The 18629-nt window shown below is 38.8% G+C and carries 17 protein-coding genes; 3 read left to right on the plus strand and 14 right to left on the minus strand.

The window, feature by feature from the left end; genetic code table 11:
- Positions 1-13: 13 nt before the first annotated feature.
- The 12 genes from EXT48_RS14215 to wecA form a co-directional block, all read right to left on the minus strand.
- A complete protein-coding gene (locus EXT48_RS14215) occupies positions 14-448 on the minus strand; it encodes a low molecular weight protein-tyrosine-phosphatase (protein WP_010605767.1) in 435 nt (144 codons plus the stop codon).
- A gap of 12 nt (positions 449-460) precedes the next feature.
- Entirely contained in the window at positions 461-1576 is a 1116-nt protein-coding gene (locus EXT48_RS14220; protein ID WP_130164839.1) for a polysaccharide export protein, read from the minus strand.
- A gap of 745 nt (positions 1577-2321) precedes the next feature.
- The gene (gene rfaH, locus EXT48_RS14225; protein WP_130164840.1) at positions 2322-2801 is read right to left on the minus strand and encodes a transcription/translation regulatory transformer protein RfaH; all 480 of its coding nucleotides are present in this window, start codon (positions 2799-2801) and stop codon (positions 2322-2324) included.
- A gap of 445 nt (positions 2802-3246) precedes the next feature.
- Positions 3247-4107, minus strand: coding sequence for a glycosyltransferase family 2 protein (locus EXT48_RS14230; RefSeq protein WP_130164841.1), 861 nt, complete (start codon positions 4105-4107; stop codon positions 3247-3249).
- Between the two features lies 1 nt (position 4108).
- Positions 4109-5302 carry a polysaccharide pyruvyl transferase family protein gene (locus tag EXT48_RS14235; protein ID WP_130164842.1) on the minus strand — a complete coding sequence of 398 codons (1194 nt, stop codon included), beginning with the start codon at positions 5300-5302 and terminating at the stop codon, positions 4109-4111.
- Between the two features lie 8 nt (positions 5303-5310).
- On the minus strand, positions 5311-6594 hold the full coding sequence (locus tag EXT48_RS14240) for an oligosaccharide flippase family protein (protein ID WP_130164843.1): 1284 nt from the start codon (positions 6592-6594) through the stop codon (positions 5311-5313).
- 478 nt (positions 6595-7072) lie between these two features.
- On the minus strand, positions 7073-7615 hold the full coding sequence (gene rfbC, locus EXT48_RS14245; protein ID WP_130164844.1) for a dTDP-4-dehydrorhamnose 3,5-epimerase: 543 nt from the start codon (positions 7613-7615) through the stop codon (positions 7073-7075).
- 14 nt (positions 7616-7629) lie between these two features.
- The gene (gene rfbD / locus EXT48_RS14250) at positions 7630-8505 is read right to left on the minus strand and encodes a dTDP-4-dehydrorhamnose reductase (RefSeq protein WP_130164845.1); all 876 of its coding nucleotides are present in this window, start codon (positions 8503-8505) and stop codon (positions 7630-7632) included.
- Between the two features lie 3 nt (positions 8506-8508).
- Positions 8509-9375: a glucose-1-phosphate thymidylyltransferase RfbA gene (gene rfbA / locus EXT48_RS14255; RefSeq protein WP_130164846.1), complete on the minus strand. Its 867-nt coding sequence runs from the start codon at positions 9373-9375 to the stop codon at positions 8509-8511.
- A gap of 12 nt (positions 9376-9387) precedes the next feature.
- Positions 9388-10470, minus strand: coding sequence for a dTDP-glucose 4,6-dehydratase (gene rfbB, locus EXT48_RS14260; RefSeq protein ID WP_130164847.1), 1083 nt, complete (start codon positions 10468-10470; stop codon positions 9388-9390).
- 210 nt (positions 10471-10680) lie between these two features.
- On the minus strand, positions 10681-11865 hold the full coding sequence (locus EXT48_RS14265) for a nucleotide sugar dehydrogenase (RefSeq protein ID WP_130164848.1): 1185 nt from the start codon (positions 11863-11865) through the stop codon (positions 10681-10683).
- 8 nt (positions 11866-11873) lie between these two features.
- Positions 11874-12926, minus strand: coding sequence for a UDP-N-acetylglucosamine--undecaprenyl-phosphate N-acetylglucosaminephosphotransferase (gene wecA / locus EXT48_RS14270; RefSeq protein ID WP_130164849.1), 1053 nt, complete (start codon positions 12924-12926; stop codon positions 11874-11876).
- Positions 12927-13498: 572 nt separating this feature from the next.
- On the opposite strand from wecA, the gene EXT48_RS14275 reads away from it, so the two are divergent.
- The 3 genes from EXT48_RS14275 to EXT48_RS14285 are packed head-to-tail and all read left to right on the plus strand — an operon-like array spanning position 13499 to position 16091.
- A complete protein-coding gene (locus tag EXT48_RS14275) occupies positions 13499-14344 on the plus strand; it encodes a glycosyltransferase (RefSeq protein ID WP_130164850.1) in 846 nt (281 codons plus the stop codon).
- Positions 14344-15378, plus strand: a complete 1035-nt coding sequence (locus tag EXT48_RS14280; protein WP_130164851.1) for a glycosyltransferase — start codon at positions 14344-14346, stop codon at positions 15376-15378. Before EXT48_RS14275 ends, EXT48_RS14280 begins: the two co-directional genes overlap by 1 nt.
- Positions 15375-16091: a WecB/TagA/CpsF family glycosyltransferase gene (locus EXT48_RS14285; RefSeq protein ID WP_130164852.1), complete on the plus strand. Its 717-nt coding sequence runs from the start codon at positions 15375-15377 to the stop codon at positions 16089-16091. Before EXT48_RS14280 ends, EXT48_RS14285 begins: the two co-directional genes overlap by 4 nt.
- Before the next feature lie 86 nt (positions 16092-16177).
- Here the strand turns inward: EXT48_RS14285 and EXT48_RS14290 are convergent, their stop codons facing one another.
- Positions 16178-18136 carry a secretin N-terminal domain-containing protein gene (locus tag EXT48_RS14290; protein WP_165384112.1) on the minus strand — a complete coding sequence of 653 codons (1959 nt, stop codon included), beginning with the start codon at positions 18134-18136 and terminating at the stop codon, positions 16178-16180.
- A 40-nt stretch (positions 18137-18176) separates the two neighbouring features.
- Positions 18177-18584 carry a hypothetical protein gene (locus EXT48_RS14295; protein ID WP_165384113.1) on the minus strand — a complete coding sequence of 136 codons (408 nt, stop codon included), beginning with the start codon at positions 18582-18584 and terminating at the stop codon, positions 18177-18179.
- Positions 18585-18629: the final 45 nt, after the last annotated feature.

The raw sequence follows: 18629 nt of genomic DNA on the forward strand, positions 1-18629 counted from the left end.
TACTCACGGATCCTTATAAATACTGTTGCCAAGCGCCACAGGCGCTATCGATAAGCTCATAAACATGCTCAAACGCTTCACGTGATTGGCGATACGGATCTGGAATTTCTTTATCGCCAATCCATTTACCAAGTAAAAAGGTTTTGCCACGAGCTTGAGGGTAACGGCTGCAAAGGTCAGTTAAATGCCTTTGCTCCATTACGAGGATGAGACTATTTTGTGCGACCAAGGTACCAGTTAACTGGCGGCCTTGGTGCTCACTCATGTCGATTCCTTGTTCTTTCGCCAACTCCTGCGCTAATGCATCAGCGGCTTTTCCTTCTAGGGCGGTTAATCCAGCTGACGAAACAGCTACATTTTTGCCACTTAGTTTGTTTTTTAGCAGATACTCTGCCGTAGGACTGCGGCAGATGTTACCTGCACAAACCATTAAAACACTATCAAACATGAGTACTCACAATTACTGATTTTCTATATCTTGAATCGCATCCACTGTAGACAGTGAAGGCAATAATAAACTGATAACTTTGTTCCAACGAGCAAGTGGCGCGCTAGTCACATACACAATATCTTGTGGCTCAAGTTCAAACTGTTCAGCAAGTACTAGAGAGGCTACGTTTTTAGCATGTAGCTGATATACATCTGCAAGCACACCATCTTTTTGCAGGTCGCGCTTACGCAAGACAAAAACACCGTTTGCGTCTGCTGTACGCTCGTTAAAGCCACCAACATCTGTTAGTGCTTCAGCTAGGCTTAAACCATAGCGGTTTACGTCTACTTTGCCCGCTTTAATCACATCACCCAACACATACACGTTGCGTTTATCATTACGACTTACGTGTACAATATCACCGTGTCTAAGTAAGCGGTTTTGTGAAATATCACCTTCGCCATAAAAATCATCGAGTTGAATAACTTCTGTTTTGTCACCACGAGTAAAGGTTACCGTTTCCCAATCGGCGCTTTCTGTTAAACCGCCAGCTTGGTTTATCGCATCAATGAGTGTCACTGGAGTTTCTGTGATTGGATACACACCAGGTTTTGTAACTTCACCGGTTACATACGCTTTTTGGCTTTTAAAACCAACCACTTTTACGTCGATTTGCGGCTCTTCAATAACACGACTTAGTCTTTTTGCAAGATCAGTTCTAAGCTCGGTTACTGTGCGACCAGCAGCAGGAACCTTTGGCGCATAAGCAAAGTTGATTGTACCATCGGCTTGAACACGGAAACCGTCAAACTCTGCTGTTCGTTGTACAGCTGCTGGAATGGTGAGTTCAGGATGGTCCCACACACCAATGGTAATTACATCACCTACGCCAAGACGATATTCATAATTTGAAACATCAATACCCGCAAGCGACGAGTGATCAATTTGTTTCGCTCGTTTGATTTTATGTTCTTGCACCAATTGCGAGTCGATAATATGAATATTTACTTTTTCAAGATCTCGCTCAAGGTTTGCAGTTTGTTCACCAGAACCTATTCCTTCGAAATGGCCACCTGGAACGAGTGTACAGCCACTCATTGCAAGTAATACAGTTGAAGCAATGATAGTTTTACAGCGTAGCGCCATTGTATCTTCCCAAAAGTGTTTATAGTCTTTTCTTTTAATTACTTTTATTGCCTTTTACTTAATAACGTAAAGACAACAGAAATTTCGTGGGCTAATTAAAGCATGCACGATTGTTGATCGCAAGCGAGTACTAGGTTTTCCAGCTATTCTCACTCTTAGTTCCGTGTTTTATCTGTTATGTGATAAGAACTTGTGCCTTAGCCCCATAAATTTTCACCAAAACCTTTTATTTAGCCCAACCCGCTTTATTTCTCATTTTGCAACTAATACATAAAATATAGAGCGAAGTTCTAATTATTGCAGTCTCACTGAGACGGACCGTCTATTCATCTAGGACACAAGTACCTGACTCAACCCTTCTCAGTACGTTTAGGCACGCTTCCGCCCTTAGGTTGCAGCTCCTAAATGCTGTTCTAGTTTTTATTTGTTGTGCTTAGGCCGCAAATATATCTCAAGGCGATGTATCTACACTTAACTTAACGCACCCAAATAAAGTGCCGTTCAGCTATCAGCCATAGCTTTGTGCTTTTACAGTAGCTTGCTGCTGTGTTATCCAGCTAATTTATTATTCTTAGTAGAATCAAGTTGCAGAGCAAATCCAACCTACAGGGGCCAAAACCGCTCACATCGTTCTGTTTTTGCTCTCTAGAGTTAGAGAAGATTTAAATTTCAATTTTAGATAACTTAACCGACAACACAGTACACCTTTAATATTACAAATAAATAAGAATAAAGGATTAATTTCTTATTGTACCTTTTTGATTGTGCTGTTATCAACAACTATTCTCGTATACTGATTAAGCAATTTAATTAATAAAATGCTTCGAACTTCTCCGTCAGGTTGTTGAAATATTGCATGAATATCCTTATAGCAACCGTCAGTCAGCCGAACCAGGTCACCCTCTTTCAAGTCGCATTGCACCTCAACTTTGCAAGATTGCATGAGCTCATTAACTAGTTCATCCGGTACTATTTGTAGATCCATTCCATATCGAATGAAATTAGCAACACCGCGAGTATTTTTTACCGCAGAAAAGTGTGAAGAATGTGGATCAAGACGAACAAATAAATACCGTGGAAAAAGAGGTTGTGTTACCGCTTTCGCACTTGAGTTTTTTTGTTTTATGAAAGTCGGGAAGCAAGATACGATCCCTTGACTTTGAAGATTTTCCTGTGCTCTGAATTCCTGTTTCGGTTTACAGTAAAGTAGATACCAACGTTCCATGCAATAATCCATTATCAATTTTTTTGGTAGTCAAACTAATTGTTGGAATTATACTTGAATAGATGCTTGTGTCTAGGGCGTTTCAACACTCATGTAATTACTGTCGCCACTTAACAATAATTACACTTATTACAATAAAACTTGAAACTTATATTATGGTTGAGTCTCATATACTGGCATAGGGCCTATTTATCTTTCACCTTTGTTTCGCAGCAGTTTGATTGCCATCCATATAAGGCAGAGTTTACGCGGCATAGTTATTCTATGCGTAAGGTGATAAAGGCTTTTTACTCCTGTAAAGTCTCTTACCTCACCTCCATGTGGGGTAACACAGAAAAATGCCAATCAAGCGCTGCCCTTTGGATTCACCTGCTTGCACTTTGTTCATTGTGGCTCAACGCTTGCTTAGATCACTAGACACAAGCTGATTACACTACAGATACACTCATTGCTTACGATAATGTTTTCCTGAGAAAAGCGCTTTAAATAAGGGAGCTAAATCAAAGGTTGGCTGGCCATTAAACAAACGTGTAGTCAAAGTACTGCTGCATACTTTGGTAAGTATTATCAATTGCTTAATTAATGGTGTGTAGTACCGCAATGTAAGACCCAAGTCGTAACTTCGCTCAAGCCTTCTAAAAGCAATGACTTTTTTACTTTCTTTTTGATGTCTTGACAATGAATGTTCAAATCCAGGGATAATCATAATTGCTTCAGAGAGTTTCGCTAAAAACACACGAAAGCAAAATGTAGTATCTACCCCATATAAATAAAAGCGCTCATCAAACACACTTCCAAATAAAGCTTCTAACCTGCTTGCAATGTCTCTTCCAACAATAAGACCACTTCCAATTGTAATCACTTTGTCTTGTTGCCCTATTTGAGCACTTGGATTTGCCGGCCGACCATTAATTACAGGATTAACGATCTGCCCTGATGATTTAATCAATGGCATGGCTATCCGATCAGAGAATGCTTGCGCTGAAGCGTCAATGTAACTTTCATTCAACTGCGAATCGTCATCTAAAAAAATATATTTTTCACTCTTTGTTTCGCGAATAAATCGATTGTAAATCGCAGCTAATGAGCGATTTTCGATTGTCTCCTCAGTTACAACATCATAACCAACCTGTTGTAATCGAGATACATCGCGAGATTTCAGTGGGTTAGGTCCATTATTCCAAATAACTAGTCTAGCATTTCTATATTGAACTTTAGATCGTAGCAGTGAGTTTATTGTGTCACTTTCGCTTATCTCTTTGTTATATAACAAGACTAGAATGGCAGTATCAAATTCTAGACTCACCTTACTTTTCCTTGATGATATCTAAAATTTTATTGTTATTCTCAATAATGGATTGATTAATTCTGTCCCTATTTTCTTTTAGTTTTTCTAAACATTCGTTATCAACATAGTCTAGAATCTTTGCAGCACTTCTCATGTCTAAACACTTATTGAATGGAGCTAGACTCCAATCTTTAAGAAAACTATCTAATTTAGGAATTTGTGGATTTAAACCGACATGAGGCTTTGCATAAGCCATTGCTGTAATCACTCCGTGTAAACTTGTCCCTATGAATAGCGAGGACTGTTTAATCACATACATAATTTCCCATACATTCAGTGGGTAAAGTAACTGGTGTTGATAGTCCAAAATTGCACTGAGTTTTACTAGATACTCATTATCGTCATGACCAGAAGCATAACCAATTGGTAATAAGATAATTTTTTTATTATTTTTTTGCGCTACGCTCTTGAGGTTCTCAACTACACTTTCTATCGAGTTTCCAACTTTAGTCGGTGCGGCTTGAAATACAATATAGTCTTCACTACATGCTAACCTTACCTTTTCTGATACGTGCTCGGCAAAGGTATCATCGTCGACTAAATCTGACATCAAAAATGCGGAGTCTGGCGCCAATCCTGTTTCAGAAGTTAGCTCTTGTACTTGAGCTTGTGTCCGAGTATCTCGTACCGATACATAAGATGCTTTATTGAGACGATCGACCACTGTTTTTTTATCTTTTGGTCTCAACCACTGAATACCACCACCAACGGTGTTATAAATAACCTTCACAGAAGCCTCAAAGCTTGCAGGATCAACGATAAACGGATATTCCCACTTAGCTGAGTAAAACCAATCAGAATAGAGTGAAAAGTATCTTCTGGTCACCTTTTTTACGAGCGTTAGAAACTTATTAAACAGTGCGCTTTTTTGCATGTGAAGATACAAAGTTGCATTCGTTGCGCAAAGCACTTCACCACCTATTACGATTACCGCAGATCCATCATTGAGAAGCGTCGTGTAGTCATTGATTGATTCGCTAGGCAAACATTTGTAATTGGTTAAATCAGCTTTGCTAACTGCAGCATATTCAAGCTGGAACTCCTCAAGCACTTCCGGTCTATATTTTTTTATGAATCTTTCAAAGAGAATCGGCATAAGGTTATCGCCGTAGTTGTAACGATCAAATGCCCCAAGTAAAACTATTTTTTTCACACACAACCCTAACACGATTTGTATTGACTATGGCGCTTTGCTTTTAGTAGAACGCCACCAATGATAATTAATTGAGGTATGATACCTGCAATTGAGAAAAGTGCCACTGCGGCAACATCACTACCCAATGCCCCCCCGAGATAAAAAGCGGATAAAACTAACCCTGTATTAAATATGCTGTTGACTAATAGTACCTTTTCAAACTTCAGCACTGCGACTGCTGCAACACAAGGCCGGTTAATAAAGTTGAAAAAGAGCCACACACTAAACCACTGAGCATATACGCCTGCCTGATGCCACTCTGAGCCAAAAACAGCACTAAATAGCCAAGGGGAAAATAAAATTAAAATTATCATTGGAATGACTCCAATGAGTGCAAGAACTAGTGTGGACTTTAAAAGAAGTCCAAATATAGGGATACCTGAGACAAAGCGCTCACTAATATTTGGATACAAAACATCACTTACAGACTTAGCAATAAGATTTAGTGGCATCGTCAAAATACTACGACACAAAGTAAAGAAGCCTGCTGCTGGAGCCCCAAACAGGGACGCTAGCAAAATAATTGGCAGTGACTGATTAAGCCCAGCTAACAGCCTCTGTGGGGTACGGTACTTAAAAAAATCTTTAAACTTATATGCAAGAGCGCGATAGTAATGTGTGTGAATCACTTTAATGGGCGCTTCAGTAATGCTTCTTCGAAAAGCACAAAAATAGATAATGACGCTGACGGCTGTCACAAACGTTGTAATTGCAATAAGGGTAATAGGGGAATCCAAAGTACTTCCAAGTCCCAGCTTTAATCCATTACTTAGCAAAGACTGAAATAATAAAACCTTTGAATTTAAAGAAAAATACTTTTTCCTGAGCGCCAAGTATGTAAACACTTCAAGCGCAGCTAGTAGCAGTACATATACAGAAATTATGATTTCTATTGCATCGAGTTCGCTTAACGAAAAGTACCCTAGTAAAATATCATTGCTACTATACAGAACAATAAAAATGACTAATGACCAACCTAGTGCAAAAACCAAAGACAATATCGCTAATTGTATCGCTGTACTTTCTTTTTTGGGCAAAATTACCGCCATTGAATAGCTAAAAGTCATTAACGGCAATAATATTGTCGCCAATGCGGTAAAGCTTCCCAGTAATCCAAATAATTCAGGACCATATAAACGTGTGATAATTGGAGAACAAAGAATTGTTATTAGCTGAGCGCCAGCAGTGCCAGTTGCGACAACGAATACACCTTTGACTAATTTGTTCTCAAATAAGCTTGATATTTTCATGTATGAGTTTTCTACACCGAGTGAGTGCACTTAAATTAAGTAGACTGTGAATTTTTACACAGTAATCAGCTCCCTCTCAAAGTGTTCGTTAAGGTTAAACCAAATTACCGTGAAGTTACTACTTCAGCATGAATAATACTAATTTAATTAATGCACTCTCTCATTTTAGGAGTTAAATGTTTTATCTTAACGACAGGGTTAGTAAGAGCCCTATATATTGTTTATATCAACTGAGTTAAGCTTATTAATAGTGTAATCGATCTAGCGTAGTTAAAACGATGAGTAGCCATTTCCATTTTAACCTATTGTTAAAATAGTATTTTTTCAGATAGCAAGCAGCTTTCTCATACTCATTTAGCATGATTGGGTTGGGTTGAGTCTACTCCCAGTACCCAGACAGGGAGCAACTTCAACCAGACTTAAAACTAATTGGTTAACTAATCTTCAGCTGATATTTAAAGTTAAATAGGTCATGATTCTAATATTGAAACTCTCTAAGCGAGATGCCCTCTTTGTCTTTTTCTGAAAGAAGGGGTTGGCCTTTTAAAGGCCATTTAATCGCGAGTTCTTTATCATCCCAAGCGATAGTCACTTCGGACTGAGGGTGGTAATAATCGGTACATTTATAGACAAACTCTGCATGTTCACTTACAACATAAAAGCCATGCCCAAACCCTTCTGGTACCCATAATTGGCGCTTGTTATCAGCAGATAGATATTCTCCGACCCATTGGCCATATGTCGGTGAATCTTTGCGTAAATCAACCGCAACATCAAAGACTTCTCCAGATACAACTCTCACCAGTTTTCCTTGAGTGTGCTCCTTTTGTAAATGAAGTCCACGTAAAATACCTTGGCTAGACTTGGAATGGTTGTCCTGTACAAATTCAGTTGTTTGATGGGTCACTAGATCTTCAAACTTCTGTTGATTCCATGTTTCCATGAAAAAACCTCTTTTATCTTCAAAAACACGAGGTTCTATAATTTTGACAGCTGGTATATTTGTATCTATTACGTTCATCTATTTATATCTGCCTATTGATATTTTTCTATCTGTTGTAACTGCAGTCGCCAATCGCTTTGAGGTATTGCAAATTGTTCAAATATTTTTTGACAATTTAATTTAGAATTAGCTGGTCTTGATGCCAATGTTGGGTATTCTTTTGTTGTAAGTTGAGTAAGTGCGATCGGAGTGGATACGATGCCGTGCTCTAGCGCCCGTTGAAAGATCACTTGAGCAAAATCATACCAACTTACATAGGGAAAACCAGAGAAATGATAAACTCCAAACTTAGCTTTTCTATTATAAATAGAATGGGCAATTGACAACAAAGCCTGAGCTATGTCGCCTGCGTAAGTTGGGCCTCCAAATTGGTCAGCAACGATGCCCAATGACTTTTTAGACTGTGCAAGCCGTAGCATTGTCTTTACAAAGTTATTGCCATATTCACTAAAAACCCACGCAGTACGGAGAATTACATGACGCTCACAAGACTCTTTTACCTGTTGTTCTCCTGCTTGCTTGCTTCGCCCATAAACATTTTGCGGGCTCTCAGTATCGAGCTCAGTATATAACTCGGGGCTGTCTCCAGCGAATACATAATCTGTTGATATATGCAAAATCGCTGCATCGTGTTCATCCGCTGCAATGGCCAAATTTTTAGCCCCATCTCGATTAACCTGGAACGCAGCCTCTATCTCATTTTCAGCATTGTCTACTGCTGTATATGCAGCAGCATTAATAATAACGTCTGGTTTAAAACTAGAAACACACTTTGAAACTTGACTTATATCTGTAATATCAAGCTCATCTCGACCCAGCGCCAAAAAAGTAATTTCTTCTTGTTGTTCAAGTATTGATACAAGGCTTTGCCCTACCTGACCATTTTTCCCTGCGACAAGTATTTTCATTACTTACCCTTTAGATACTAACCGATTCAAATACTGGCCATACTCATTCTTGAGCATTGGCTTTGCTATTTCTAGGATTTCATCTGAACTTAACCAACCATTTCGCCAAGCAATTTCCTCTAAACACGCTACTTTCAAGCCTTGCACGTTTTCAATTGTTTGGACAAAAGAAGAAGCCTCATGCAAACTCTCATGGGTTCCAGTATCCAGCCAAGCGAACCCTCTTCCGAGCAGTTCAACATTTAAACTGCCATCTTGTAGGTACATATCATTAATTGATGTGATTTCAAGCTCACCACGCTCAGATGGCGTTACTTGCTTGGCAAACTCAACTACTCGATTATCATAGAAATATAAACCAGTTACAGCATAATTAGATTTTGGAGTAACGGGCTTCTCTTCAATAGAAATCGCCCTCATCTGTTCATCAAATTCAACCACTCCGAAGCGTTCTGGATCTTTTACTTGATAACCAAAAACTGTAGCTCCTTCGCGCTGAGTTGCTGTTTTCAATGTATTACTAAATGACTGACCATAGAAAATATTATCACCAAGTACCAAGCAAACACTTTCATCACCTATGAACTCTTCACCAATAATAAATGCTTGCGCAAGGCCATCTGGTGACTCCTGCACTGCATAACTTAAGTTAATGCCAAAGTCGCTACCATTCCCTAACAAACGTTTAAAACCTTCATTGTCCTCTGGAGTTGTAATTATCAAAATATCCCTAATTCCAGCCAACATAAGAGTTGATAAAGGGTAATAAATCATTGGCTTATCGTAAACTGGCAGCAATTGCTTTGAAACGCCTCGTGTTAGTGGATATAGTCTAGTACCCGACCCTCCGGCCAAAATTATTCCTCTCATTATATCCTCAACTTATAAGTTCGAAATTTCGCCTAACCGCGATCTATTATATGAACCATCCTGAACATTCCGACACCACTTTTGATTAGCTAAATACCACTGAACGGTCTTTCTTAATCCAGATTCAAATGTCTCTTTTGGTGTCCAATTCAGTTCAATCTGCATTTTGGTAGAATCAATTGCATAGCGACGATCATGGCCTGGACGGTCATTTACAAAGGTGATTTGCTCCGCATACTTTGAGTCTTTTGGCACTAGTTCATCTAACAATTTACAGATACTCTCAACCACATCAATGTTCTGCTTCTCGTTGTGTCCACCTATATTATAGGTTTCTCCAACTCTGCCCTCTGTGACAACTGTATACAAAGCTTCAGCGTGATCTTCAACATATAACCAATCTCTAATTTGATCCCCTTTACCGTAAACTGGTAACGATTGTCCTTCAAGCGCATTCAGAATAACAAGTGGGATTAACTTTTCAGGAAAATGAAAAGGGCCGTAGTTGTTTGAGCAGTTTGTAACTATCGTTGGTAATCCATATGTGCGCAACCACGCCCTGACCAAATGGTCACTAGAAGCCTTACTTGCAGAGTATGGACTGCTTGGAGCATAAGCGGTTTTCTCAGTAAACAGCGGCAATTTAGCAGCATGTTCAAATTGGCTTGGATGAGGCAGATCTCCATAAACTTCATCAGTTGAGATGTGGTGAAATCTGAATTTAGCTTTTCGGTCTTCACCTAGCGTATTCCAGTATACCCGTGCAGCCTCTAATAGATTATAAGTACCTACTATATTAGTTTGAATAAACTCGGCTGGTCCTGTAATAGAACGGTCTACGTGACTTTCCGCCGCTAAATGCATTACTGCATCAGGTTGATGTTGTTTAAATACTCTATCTAGTTCAGCGCGATCACAAATATCCACCAACTCAAAGTCATAGCGTTCATCTTTTTCGACACTCTCAATTGACTCTAAGTTGCCCGCATAAGTTAATTTATCCAGATTTACAACAGAATCACCGGTTTTATTAACAATATGGCGAACAACAGCAGAGCCGATAAATCCTGCACCACCTGTAACTAGAATCTTCAAAATATACCCTTATAAATTACTTTTTATATTCACGGTTCAGCAAAGCAATGGCAATGGTTAAAACCTAAGTTTCAACTATTGCTCATTACAATGAAAAATAAAATATGGATTTTTAGACTAAGAAAGCCATAGGCTATTGATAATTAGATCGCTAAAGTAAACTTTGATGCTTATAGCACTTACAATTAAGCTTAATAACGCAGTGTTTATTTAATCGCAGCCAAATATGTCTCTTGTATACACTTTACTTTTAACATCCATGAGCTCTTCAACCATTCTATTTGAGACAATAATATCACTGCGCTCTTTTAGTTCGGAGATAGACTTTACAATTTCGGAGTTAAAAAAGTGCTCTCCATCATAGCTCGGCTCATATACTATTACCGTTACACCTTTAGCCTTGATGCGTTTCATCACCCCCTGAATAGCGGAAGCTCTAAAGTTATCGGAACCTGCTTTCATAATAAGCCTATAAATCCCAACGACTTGAGGTTTTTTTGCCAAAATTGAGTTGGCAATAAAGTCTTTCCTGGTGGTATTAGCTTCGACTATCGCACCTATCATATTGTTTGGGACATTTTGATAGTTAGCTAACAACTGCTTAGTATCTTTGGGCAGACAATAGCCACCATAACCGAATGAAGGGTTGTTATAGTGATTACCAATTCTAGGATCCAGCCCCACTCCCTCTATTATCTGCCGGCTACTCAGTCCATGCGCCTCTGCATAGCTATCTAATTCATTGAAGTAAGCGACGCGCATTGCTAAATAAGTGTTAGAAAACAGCTTTATCGCTTCAGCTTCAGTTGAATCTGTAAAAAGTAGAGGAATATCTGCTTTTTTTGCGCCCTGCTGAAGAAGCTGTGCAAAGGTTTTCGCTATATCAGTGTAGCCACCAACAATAATTCTCGATGGATACAAATTATCACGTAATGCCTTTCCTTCACGAAGAAACTCTGGAGAGAAAGTTAAATTCTCGAATTGAAGCTGTGTTTTTATCTTCTCAGTATACCCCACAGGCACAGTTGATTTGATAAATACAGCTGCTGATGGAGCGTACTTTTTAATGTCATGAAGAACAGCTTCAACAGACGATGTATTAAAGTAATTTGTCTCAGGATCATAGTCTGTCGGTGTTGCGATGATAATAATTTCAGCATTATCGTATGCTCGCTGCTTGTCCATAGTTGCAGTGAAGCACAAGTCACTAGAAGATAAGTAGGATGAGATCTCTTTATCTTCAATTGGAGAAACACCTCGGTTTAACAATTCAACTTTTTCTTGAACAACATCCAATGCAATAACGTTATTGTGCTGGGCTAGTAACACAGCGTTAGAAAGACCAACATAACCCGTTCCTACAACTGTGATATTGAACGATTTTCCTTTACTCATTACTACTTTTACCTTATGGCTGTACGCTTTCTGTACCACTTTAATATTCGCCAAACATGTAATATTGCATAGTTATAACTAATGAATATCGCAATAAATAGCAAAAACATTAATCCCTCTGATACTTGATATACCTCGCCAACAAGTCCTACCATAGCAAATAGAATGCCGATAACTGAAATAATGACTAGAGCTTGCTTTGAGGTAAAACCAGCTCGTAGAAAAATGTGATGCAGATGGTCACGGTCTGGACTGAAGGGAGATTTCCCTTTTCTAATTCGCCGAATAATAATCGCAGCCATATCCATAAGTGGAACAGCTACAATCCACAAGGCTGTAACAGGACGAAATGAACTAAACTCCCCCTGCGTATTAATTACAAGTAACCAAACTACCGTGAAGCCAATAAACATACTACCAGCATCACCCATAAATATTTTTTTATACTGCGTACCAAATACACCCAAATTGAATATTAGATACGGGACGAGAGCCGCAACCAATAAAATCGACAATAAGCTGGTTTGACCACTATTAAACAAGAGAAATGAAATAGAGGTTAACGTGATGATAGCCATTGATCCGAGTAACCCATCGATACCATCAACCATATTAAAGGCATTGATAATTCCGATAACCGCCACATAAGTAAAGATAACACCAAACCAGGCAAGGTTTATATCACCAAAAAACAAGATATTCCCCAGGTTTTCGATGTAGCCTTCAGTCGAAACTATCATCAATGTAGCCACGACAACCTGAAAAAAAACCCTAATCCGAACACTTAAATCATGCCGATCATCCATCACTCCAAGCATTACCATTAGACCCGAAGCAAACAAGTAACTGGCTAGTTCATTATTTAAAGGGAAAAAGAGGCTAGCGGTCACTGATACACTGCAAAAAACTGCAATTCCACCAATTAATGGAATATTTCCTTCGTGCTTCTTCCGTTCATTTGGTTTGTCGACGAGGTTGAAACGAATCGCAACAGGTCTTACTACCCCAATCGCTACAAGAGACATCACGAACGAAAAAAATAAGGCTAGCATGAGCTCCATTAAAAACACTCCAAAATCATATAACTCTTTCGTCTACTCGTGCTCTTACACGACAATCAACATTGATACAGACAAATTACAAATGGAAATAGCGCAACAATTGTAATTCAAAACCGACATAGTGTACTTGATTTGAATTACTTATGCACTATGAAAGGGGATTTCGTTGTCAATCATCTTCTCCCTTTAAGCTGTAAATAAAAAGCTACTAGCTGTTAATAATTGTTATCTCCAGTACAATATCTCGCAAGTAAACTCACTTTCGCCGGGACGCCTGAAGTCAGCTTTCATGATGACTCAAGTTAATTATTGACAAACATGGCTCTTTCTTTAAAAAGTACAACTTTGGAACAAAAAGCTGACAATAAATAGATTCACAAGAAAGGGCTCTTGTGTAAAAATATGGGGTTCAATATTTATTCCAGAAGTTAACGCTGTATTATTCGCACGCTCAGTTGGCGCAGCATTACTCACATCGACTATCGATACTGATTATGTTGCTCCCTATACCTTACTATTGCTGAATAGTATTGTGGATATTTGAATACTTACGCCTACAGATTAAGAGAATTATGACCGCCAGTCTTAAGCAACCAAGCGCTTCCCCATTAATCACCATATACATGCCTACCCATAATAGATTAGACAACCTAAAACGGGCGCTATTAAGTGTTCAAGCTCAGAGCTATGACAATTGGGAATTAATAATTGTTAATGACGGCTCTAGTGATGGAACAAAAGCATTTTTAGATTCGATCCAAAGTGTTCAGATCAGAATATTTCATAATGATAAAGCCAAAGGTGCGTGCCATGCTAGGAACATTGCTATTCAGGCTGCTCAAGGTGAATTTATTACGGGGCTCGATGATGATGACGAGTTTTGCCCAGATAGGTTAGAAACACTGATAGGCGCATGGCAACCACAATATAGTTTTCTCTGTACGCCAGTCACAATATGTAAAGGCTCAGCCCAAAAAGAGCACCCATTTTTCATTGGGCCTATCTCTTTAGAAAGTATGCTGGTTATCAATAAAGTGGGTAATCAAATCTTCTGCAAAACAGAACATCTAAGAGAGATCGGCGGGTTTGATGAAGAATTTAAAGCTTGGCAGGATTACGACACATGGGTGCGGTTCATCGAACGCTTTGGTCCTGGCCTAAAACTACCTAAATCAACCTACCTTCAGCACGAAAGTAGCTCTGTGAGCATAACACGCTCACCAAATAGGCTAAAAGGATTTTATCAGTTTTTAGCAAAACATGAGCATTTAATGGATCAAAAACAACGTAATGCTATGAAGTGCTGGGAGCATATAATTAAAGGGCAATGGGTCCCTCTTCGAGTGCTAGCTGCAGCTGATAACGCCATTTTTAAATACTCATTTTTCCATAATATAAAACGAATACTAGGTCGATAATGAAATTGCTATTTGTACTTGAGGACTTTACTTTAGGTGGTGTTGAGAGAGTAACTTTACAGTTAATAAAAGGGCTTTTATCCGAGTATAATGTTGAGATTGCAGCTACCTCTCAGTGCAAAAAAGGCCCTTTATTAAAAGACTTCGAGGATATCACTACTGTTTGTGATAGCGCATCAAAGTTGAACAGTTTCAAAACATTAATACAGCAATATAAACCGACCATCGTTATCTTTACAAAAGGTGGACTGTCAAAATTAGCTGTCGTTTTGCCAAAACACTGCAAAACGGTTGCAATACAACACGTTCCTATTCAGCTTCCTGAAGAAAGTTGGGTTAAAAACGTTATTCGAAGAGTCGGCGCTACACTACTTTATCGTAAGATGGATAAAGTAGTGTGTGTATCTGATGGAATATTCCAGAATCTCATAAAGCTAGGCGTTTGCTCAAAAAGCAACACAACTAGAATTTATAACCCTGTTTTGAGTGAAGATATTCTTACATTAGCCGATCAGGCGATGCCTGAATATGAAGACTATTACGTTTGTGTTGGACGACTGCATTATCAAAAGGGCTATGATTTGCTGCTCGAAAGTTTGATCAAATTAGGAAAGCCTACATGTAAAGTAGTCATCCTAGGTAATGGACCTGACAAAGCAAAGCTAGAAGCCTTAATAAAGAAGTACAATTTAGAATCTCAAGTAATTTTACACGGTGTAACAAGCAATCCTTACATGTATATTAAACACGCTAAGGCAATCCTATTACCTTCTCGCTGGGAAGGTCTCCCTACCGTTTTGGTAGAAGCTAGTTACCTAAAAACGCCCATTATTGCGTTTGATTGTCGATATGGTCCGAAAGAGCTTACGAGAAATGGATTGTATGGCTACCTTGTGCCCTTTGGTGATACCACTCAATTTGCAAGTTATATTGATTTGATTGAGCAAGGTGTATTAAAAGCGTCCGTGGATACTGAAGAATTCACATTAAAATCATCGGTTCAAAACTACTATAAGCTGTTCAAATCTCTATGAAACCAAGTTTAAATAGAAAGATCTACTCTGGCCATCAATTTTCAGAAATAAGAAATAATGCATTTCTACAGGAAAAAGCCATTGCGATCTCGTTTGTAAACCCATTTTCTTACTACGAAGTGCAAAAAAGTGACTCATTGATTGATGGCATTGATTATTATTTTTCCGATGGTGCACTGCTTTGCATGTTGCACAACCTCTTCTCTCCCAAAATATCTAGGGCGAGCTTTGATTACAGCTCTATTGCAAAACCTTTCCTAGAATACGTTGAGCAACACAACAAACGCTTGGCTGTGATTGGAGCAACAGACTCTGAGAATGCTAAAGCTGTGGAAGTATTAAAGAAACAGTTCCCCAATCTAAATATCGTATTCAACAGAGATGGTTATATTGATGATATTGAGCCTGTAGTAAATCAGATTGAAGCTTTAGAGGTAGACGTAGTTCTAGTTGGTATGGGAACGCCCTATCAAGAGAAGTTTTGTGTAGAAACCAAGAAAAAGCTAACTCGTCCAATGCTACTAATCACATGTGGGGGTTTTTTGACTCAAACCTCTATCAAACCAGACTACTATAACCCTATTATCAAAAAGCTAGGTCTCAGGTGGCTACAACGCATGATAATGCATAAACACGTTAGAGACCGTGTCATAAAACAGTACCCAGCTTTCGTCATCAATTATCTTACTCATATGATATTCAAAAAGAAGTAATTAAGTTGTACACCATACTATAGGTTTCTGTTCCGAGCTTTTACAACACCAAAATCAGATGGGTGAAAGCTCGGAACAGGCATATTTTATTTAATCACAATTGGTACGCTATACAGTTCTGACATCGCTTCACCAAATTCGTCAACTTCTGATTCACTCTTAACTACTTTGGTCGTAATAAGCATCATCAACTCTGTACGTTGCAAGCTATCTACCTTAGCTTTGAACAAGTTTCCTAAAATAGGCAATTCACCTAACGCAGGAACCCCCTGAGTATAGTCGTTTTTCTTCTCTTGGATCAGTCCACCCAAAGCAACTGTTTGACCATCCCCAGATAAAACTTCTGTGCTAATTGAGCGATTTGTAATAGTTGGAGAGGAGACCCCACCAAGAGTGTTAGGTTTACCATCACTCACAGACATTGAAACAGATAAAGTCACAACACCTTGAGAGTTAATGATTGGAGTAATCGATACGTTAATACCTGTTGAACGATATTGTACTGAGTTTGATACAGAGCTATTGTTACCTAGGTTTTCAACTGTTTGTGTAATTATCGGGATCTGATCACCTGAACTCAACGTCGCAGATTCACCATCTCGAACAATAAAATAAGGTCGCGACAACACTCTTGCATCATCAAGAGAGTCTTTCCAATTAAACTCTGCCTTCCAATCACCAGATATAACTTGACCAAATAGCGTTCCAGTTCCCGGGTCCAACGTCAGTCTATCAGACCCACTTGAACCAGCTTGGTTATATAACCACTTAATACCTGATGACATTTCGTCATTCAGTGTGATCTCTAAAATCGTGATATCCAGTATTACTTGCCCTGGTAATACATCCATTTTTTTCAATAATGATTCAACCAGCCGATACTCATCTTTAGTTGTGTAAAAAATCAATGCATTCTGCTGTTTATCCAAACTAAATTTAACATTTTCTGCACTTTTATTTACAGCACCTTTCGATGCAGTATCCTCACTCCCACCGGATGTTCTGCCTCGTAACAATACATCCAAAGACTCTCGCATATCTTCGGCTTTCGCATACTTTGGCTTATAGATGAAGTATTGCCTTTCATCACCAGCTAATGGCACATCTATTTTTTTAGCCCAAAAACTAATGCGCTCAATTGTATCTTGGCTTGCAGCGTATGCCACGAATGAATTTATGCGTGGTAATGGCACAAAAGAGACATCACCTTCTTTCGATACACTTAGGCCATCCTCTTCCAACAACGCCTTTATTTGCTCAATACCCTCAGTAGGAGAAATGTGTGCAAACTCGAATAAGCGTATTTCACGACCAAAAGCACGAGGAACATCAAGCATATTGATAATTTTTATAGCGCGCACTAATTCAGCTCTCTCTCCTTCGAGAATAATCAGCTTTTGTAACGAGTTAACGGTAACTTTGGCTGTCGATAATTTGCTAAGAATATTGGTAATATTTCTACTACTACTGTAAATATACGGTACAATATGCGTGATAGCACCAGCAACTTCTGGGATATCATTGACTTTATTACCTATTCCCACCGCAATTGAATTTTTTTGTTCCGCGCCACTTGATTTCGAAAGATATAGAATTTCATCTTTTCTGAAGCTAGTCACGCCACTCTCTTCTAACGCTTTCATTGCAACTCTGTAGAATTCAGTTCTATCAATAGAAGAAGAAAGGTTTAGCGTTACAGTATCTCCAGAAGCCGATAATTTCGGAGATATAACATAGTTAATTCCAAGCAGCTCTTGAAATACCTTGTTTGCAAATTCTTTTACGGGCATTTCATCGGCAGAAAAAGTAATAGCAGGCCCCTCGAGCTTAGGAGCAGATTTAGCTTCTTCTTTTAGGCGCGTAATTCCCCCCCAATCTTCAACATTGACTTCTTTAAACTGTCGGCCTTGCTCCTCAACCTGCTGCTTTTGAGAGGCGGTAACAACTTGTTCATGCCTTTTGTTTAGTAGAGACTTTTCCACTTGAAGATCTTTGTCCCGTAAACCTGTTTTGCTTGCACAGCCCGAGACCAACAATATTGACATTATCGCCAAATACAGTTTCTTTGAAGGCATTGGTATCATTCTAAACTTCTCCATTAGCTTCACTTGCCATAACAGACACGGTGAGTGGCTTGAATATCTTTAACTCTATCGGTTGGGTGTCTTTAAGTGACAATGTAATGCTATTCACATCAATTTCTGTGATGCGATATTGATAAAACGAGTCACCCTTTTTTATATTCAAATATTCGTCACTGTCACTTAGTGTAACCTTGACTCTTGCTACTGCTAACTCGCCAGATGTATACACCGCAATAAGTGACAGTTGTGCATCTTGATATAAGGGCACATCGAGCTTTTTATCGTCGATCCTTTTGAACTCCACGCCTAAATTTCTTGATAGCGCTTCAACATCCAGTGGTGATTCTGTGTGAATATCGATCGCAGTTAGATTATTTTCCTTTTCACTAACATTAATATATGAAGCCATTATCATTTTCAGTGCCCACCAAATAACAACAATGATGAAACTGCA

Origin of the sequence: Pseudoalteromonas sp. CO348 (assembly GCF_004208845.1) — a bacterium.
Taxonomy (GTDB): Bacteria; Pseudomonadota; Gammaproteobacteria; order Enterobacterales; family Alteromonadaceae; genus Pseudoalteromonas; species Pseudoalteromonas maricaloris.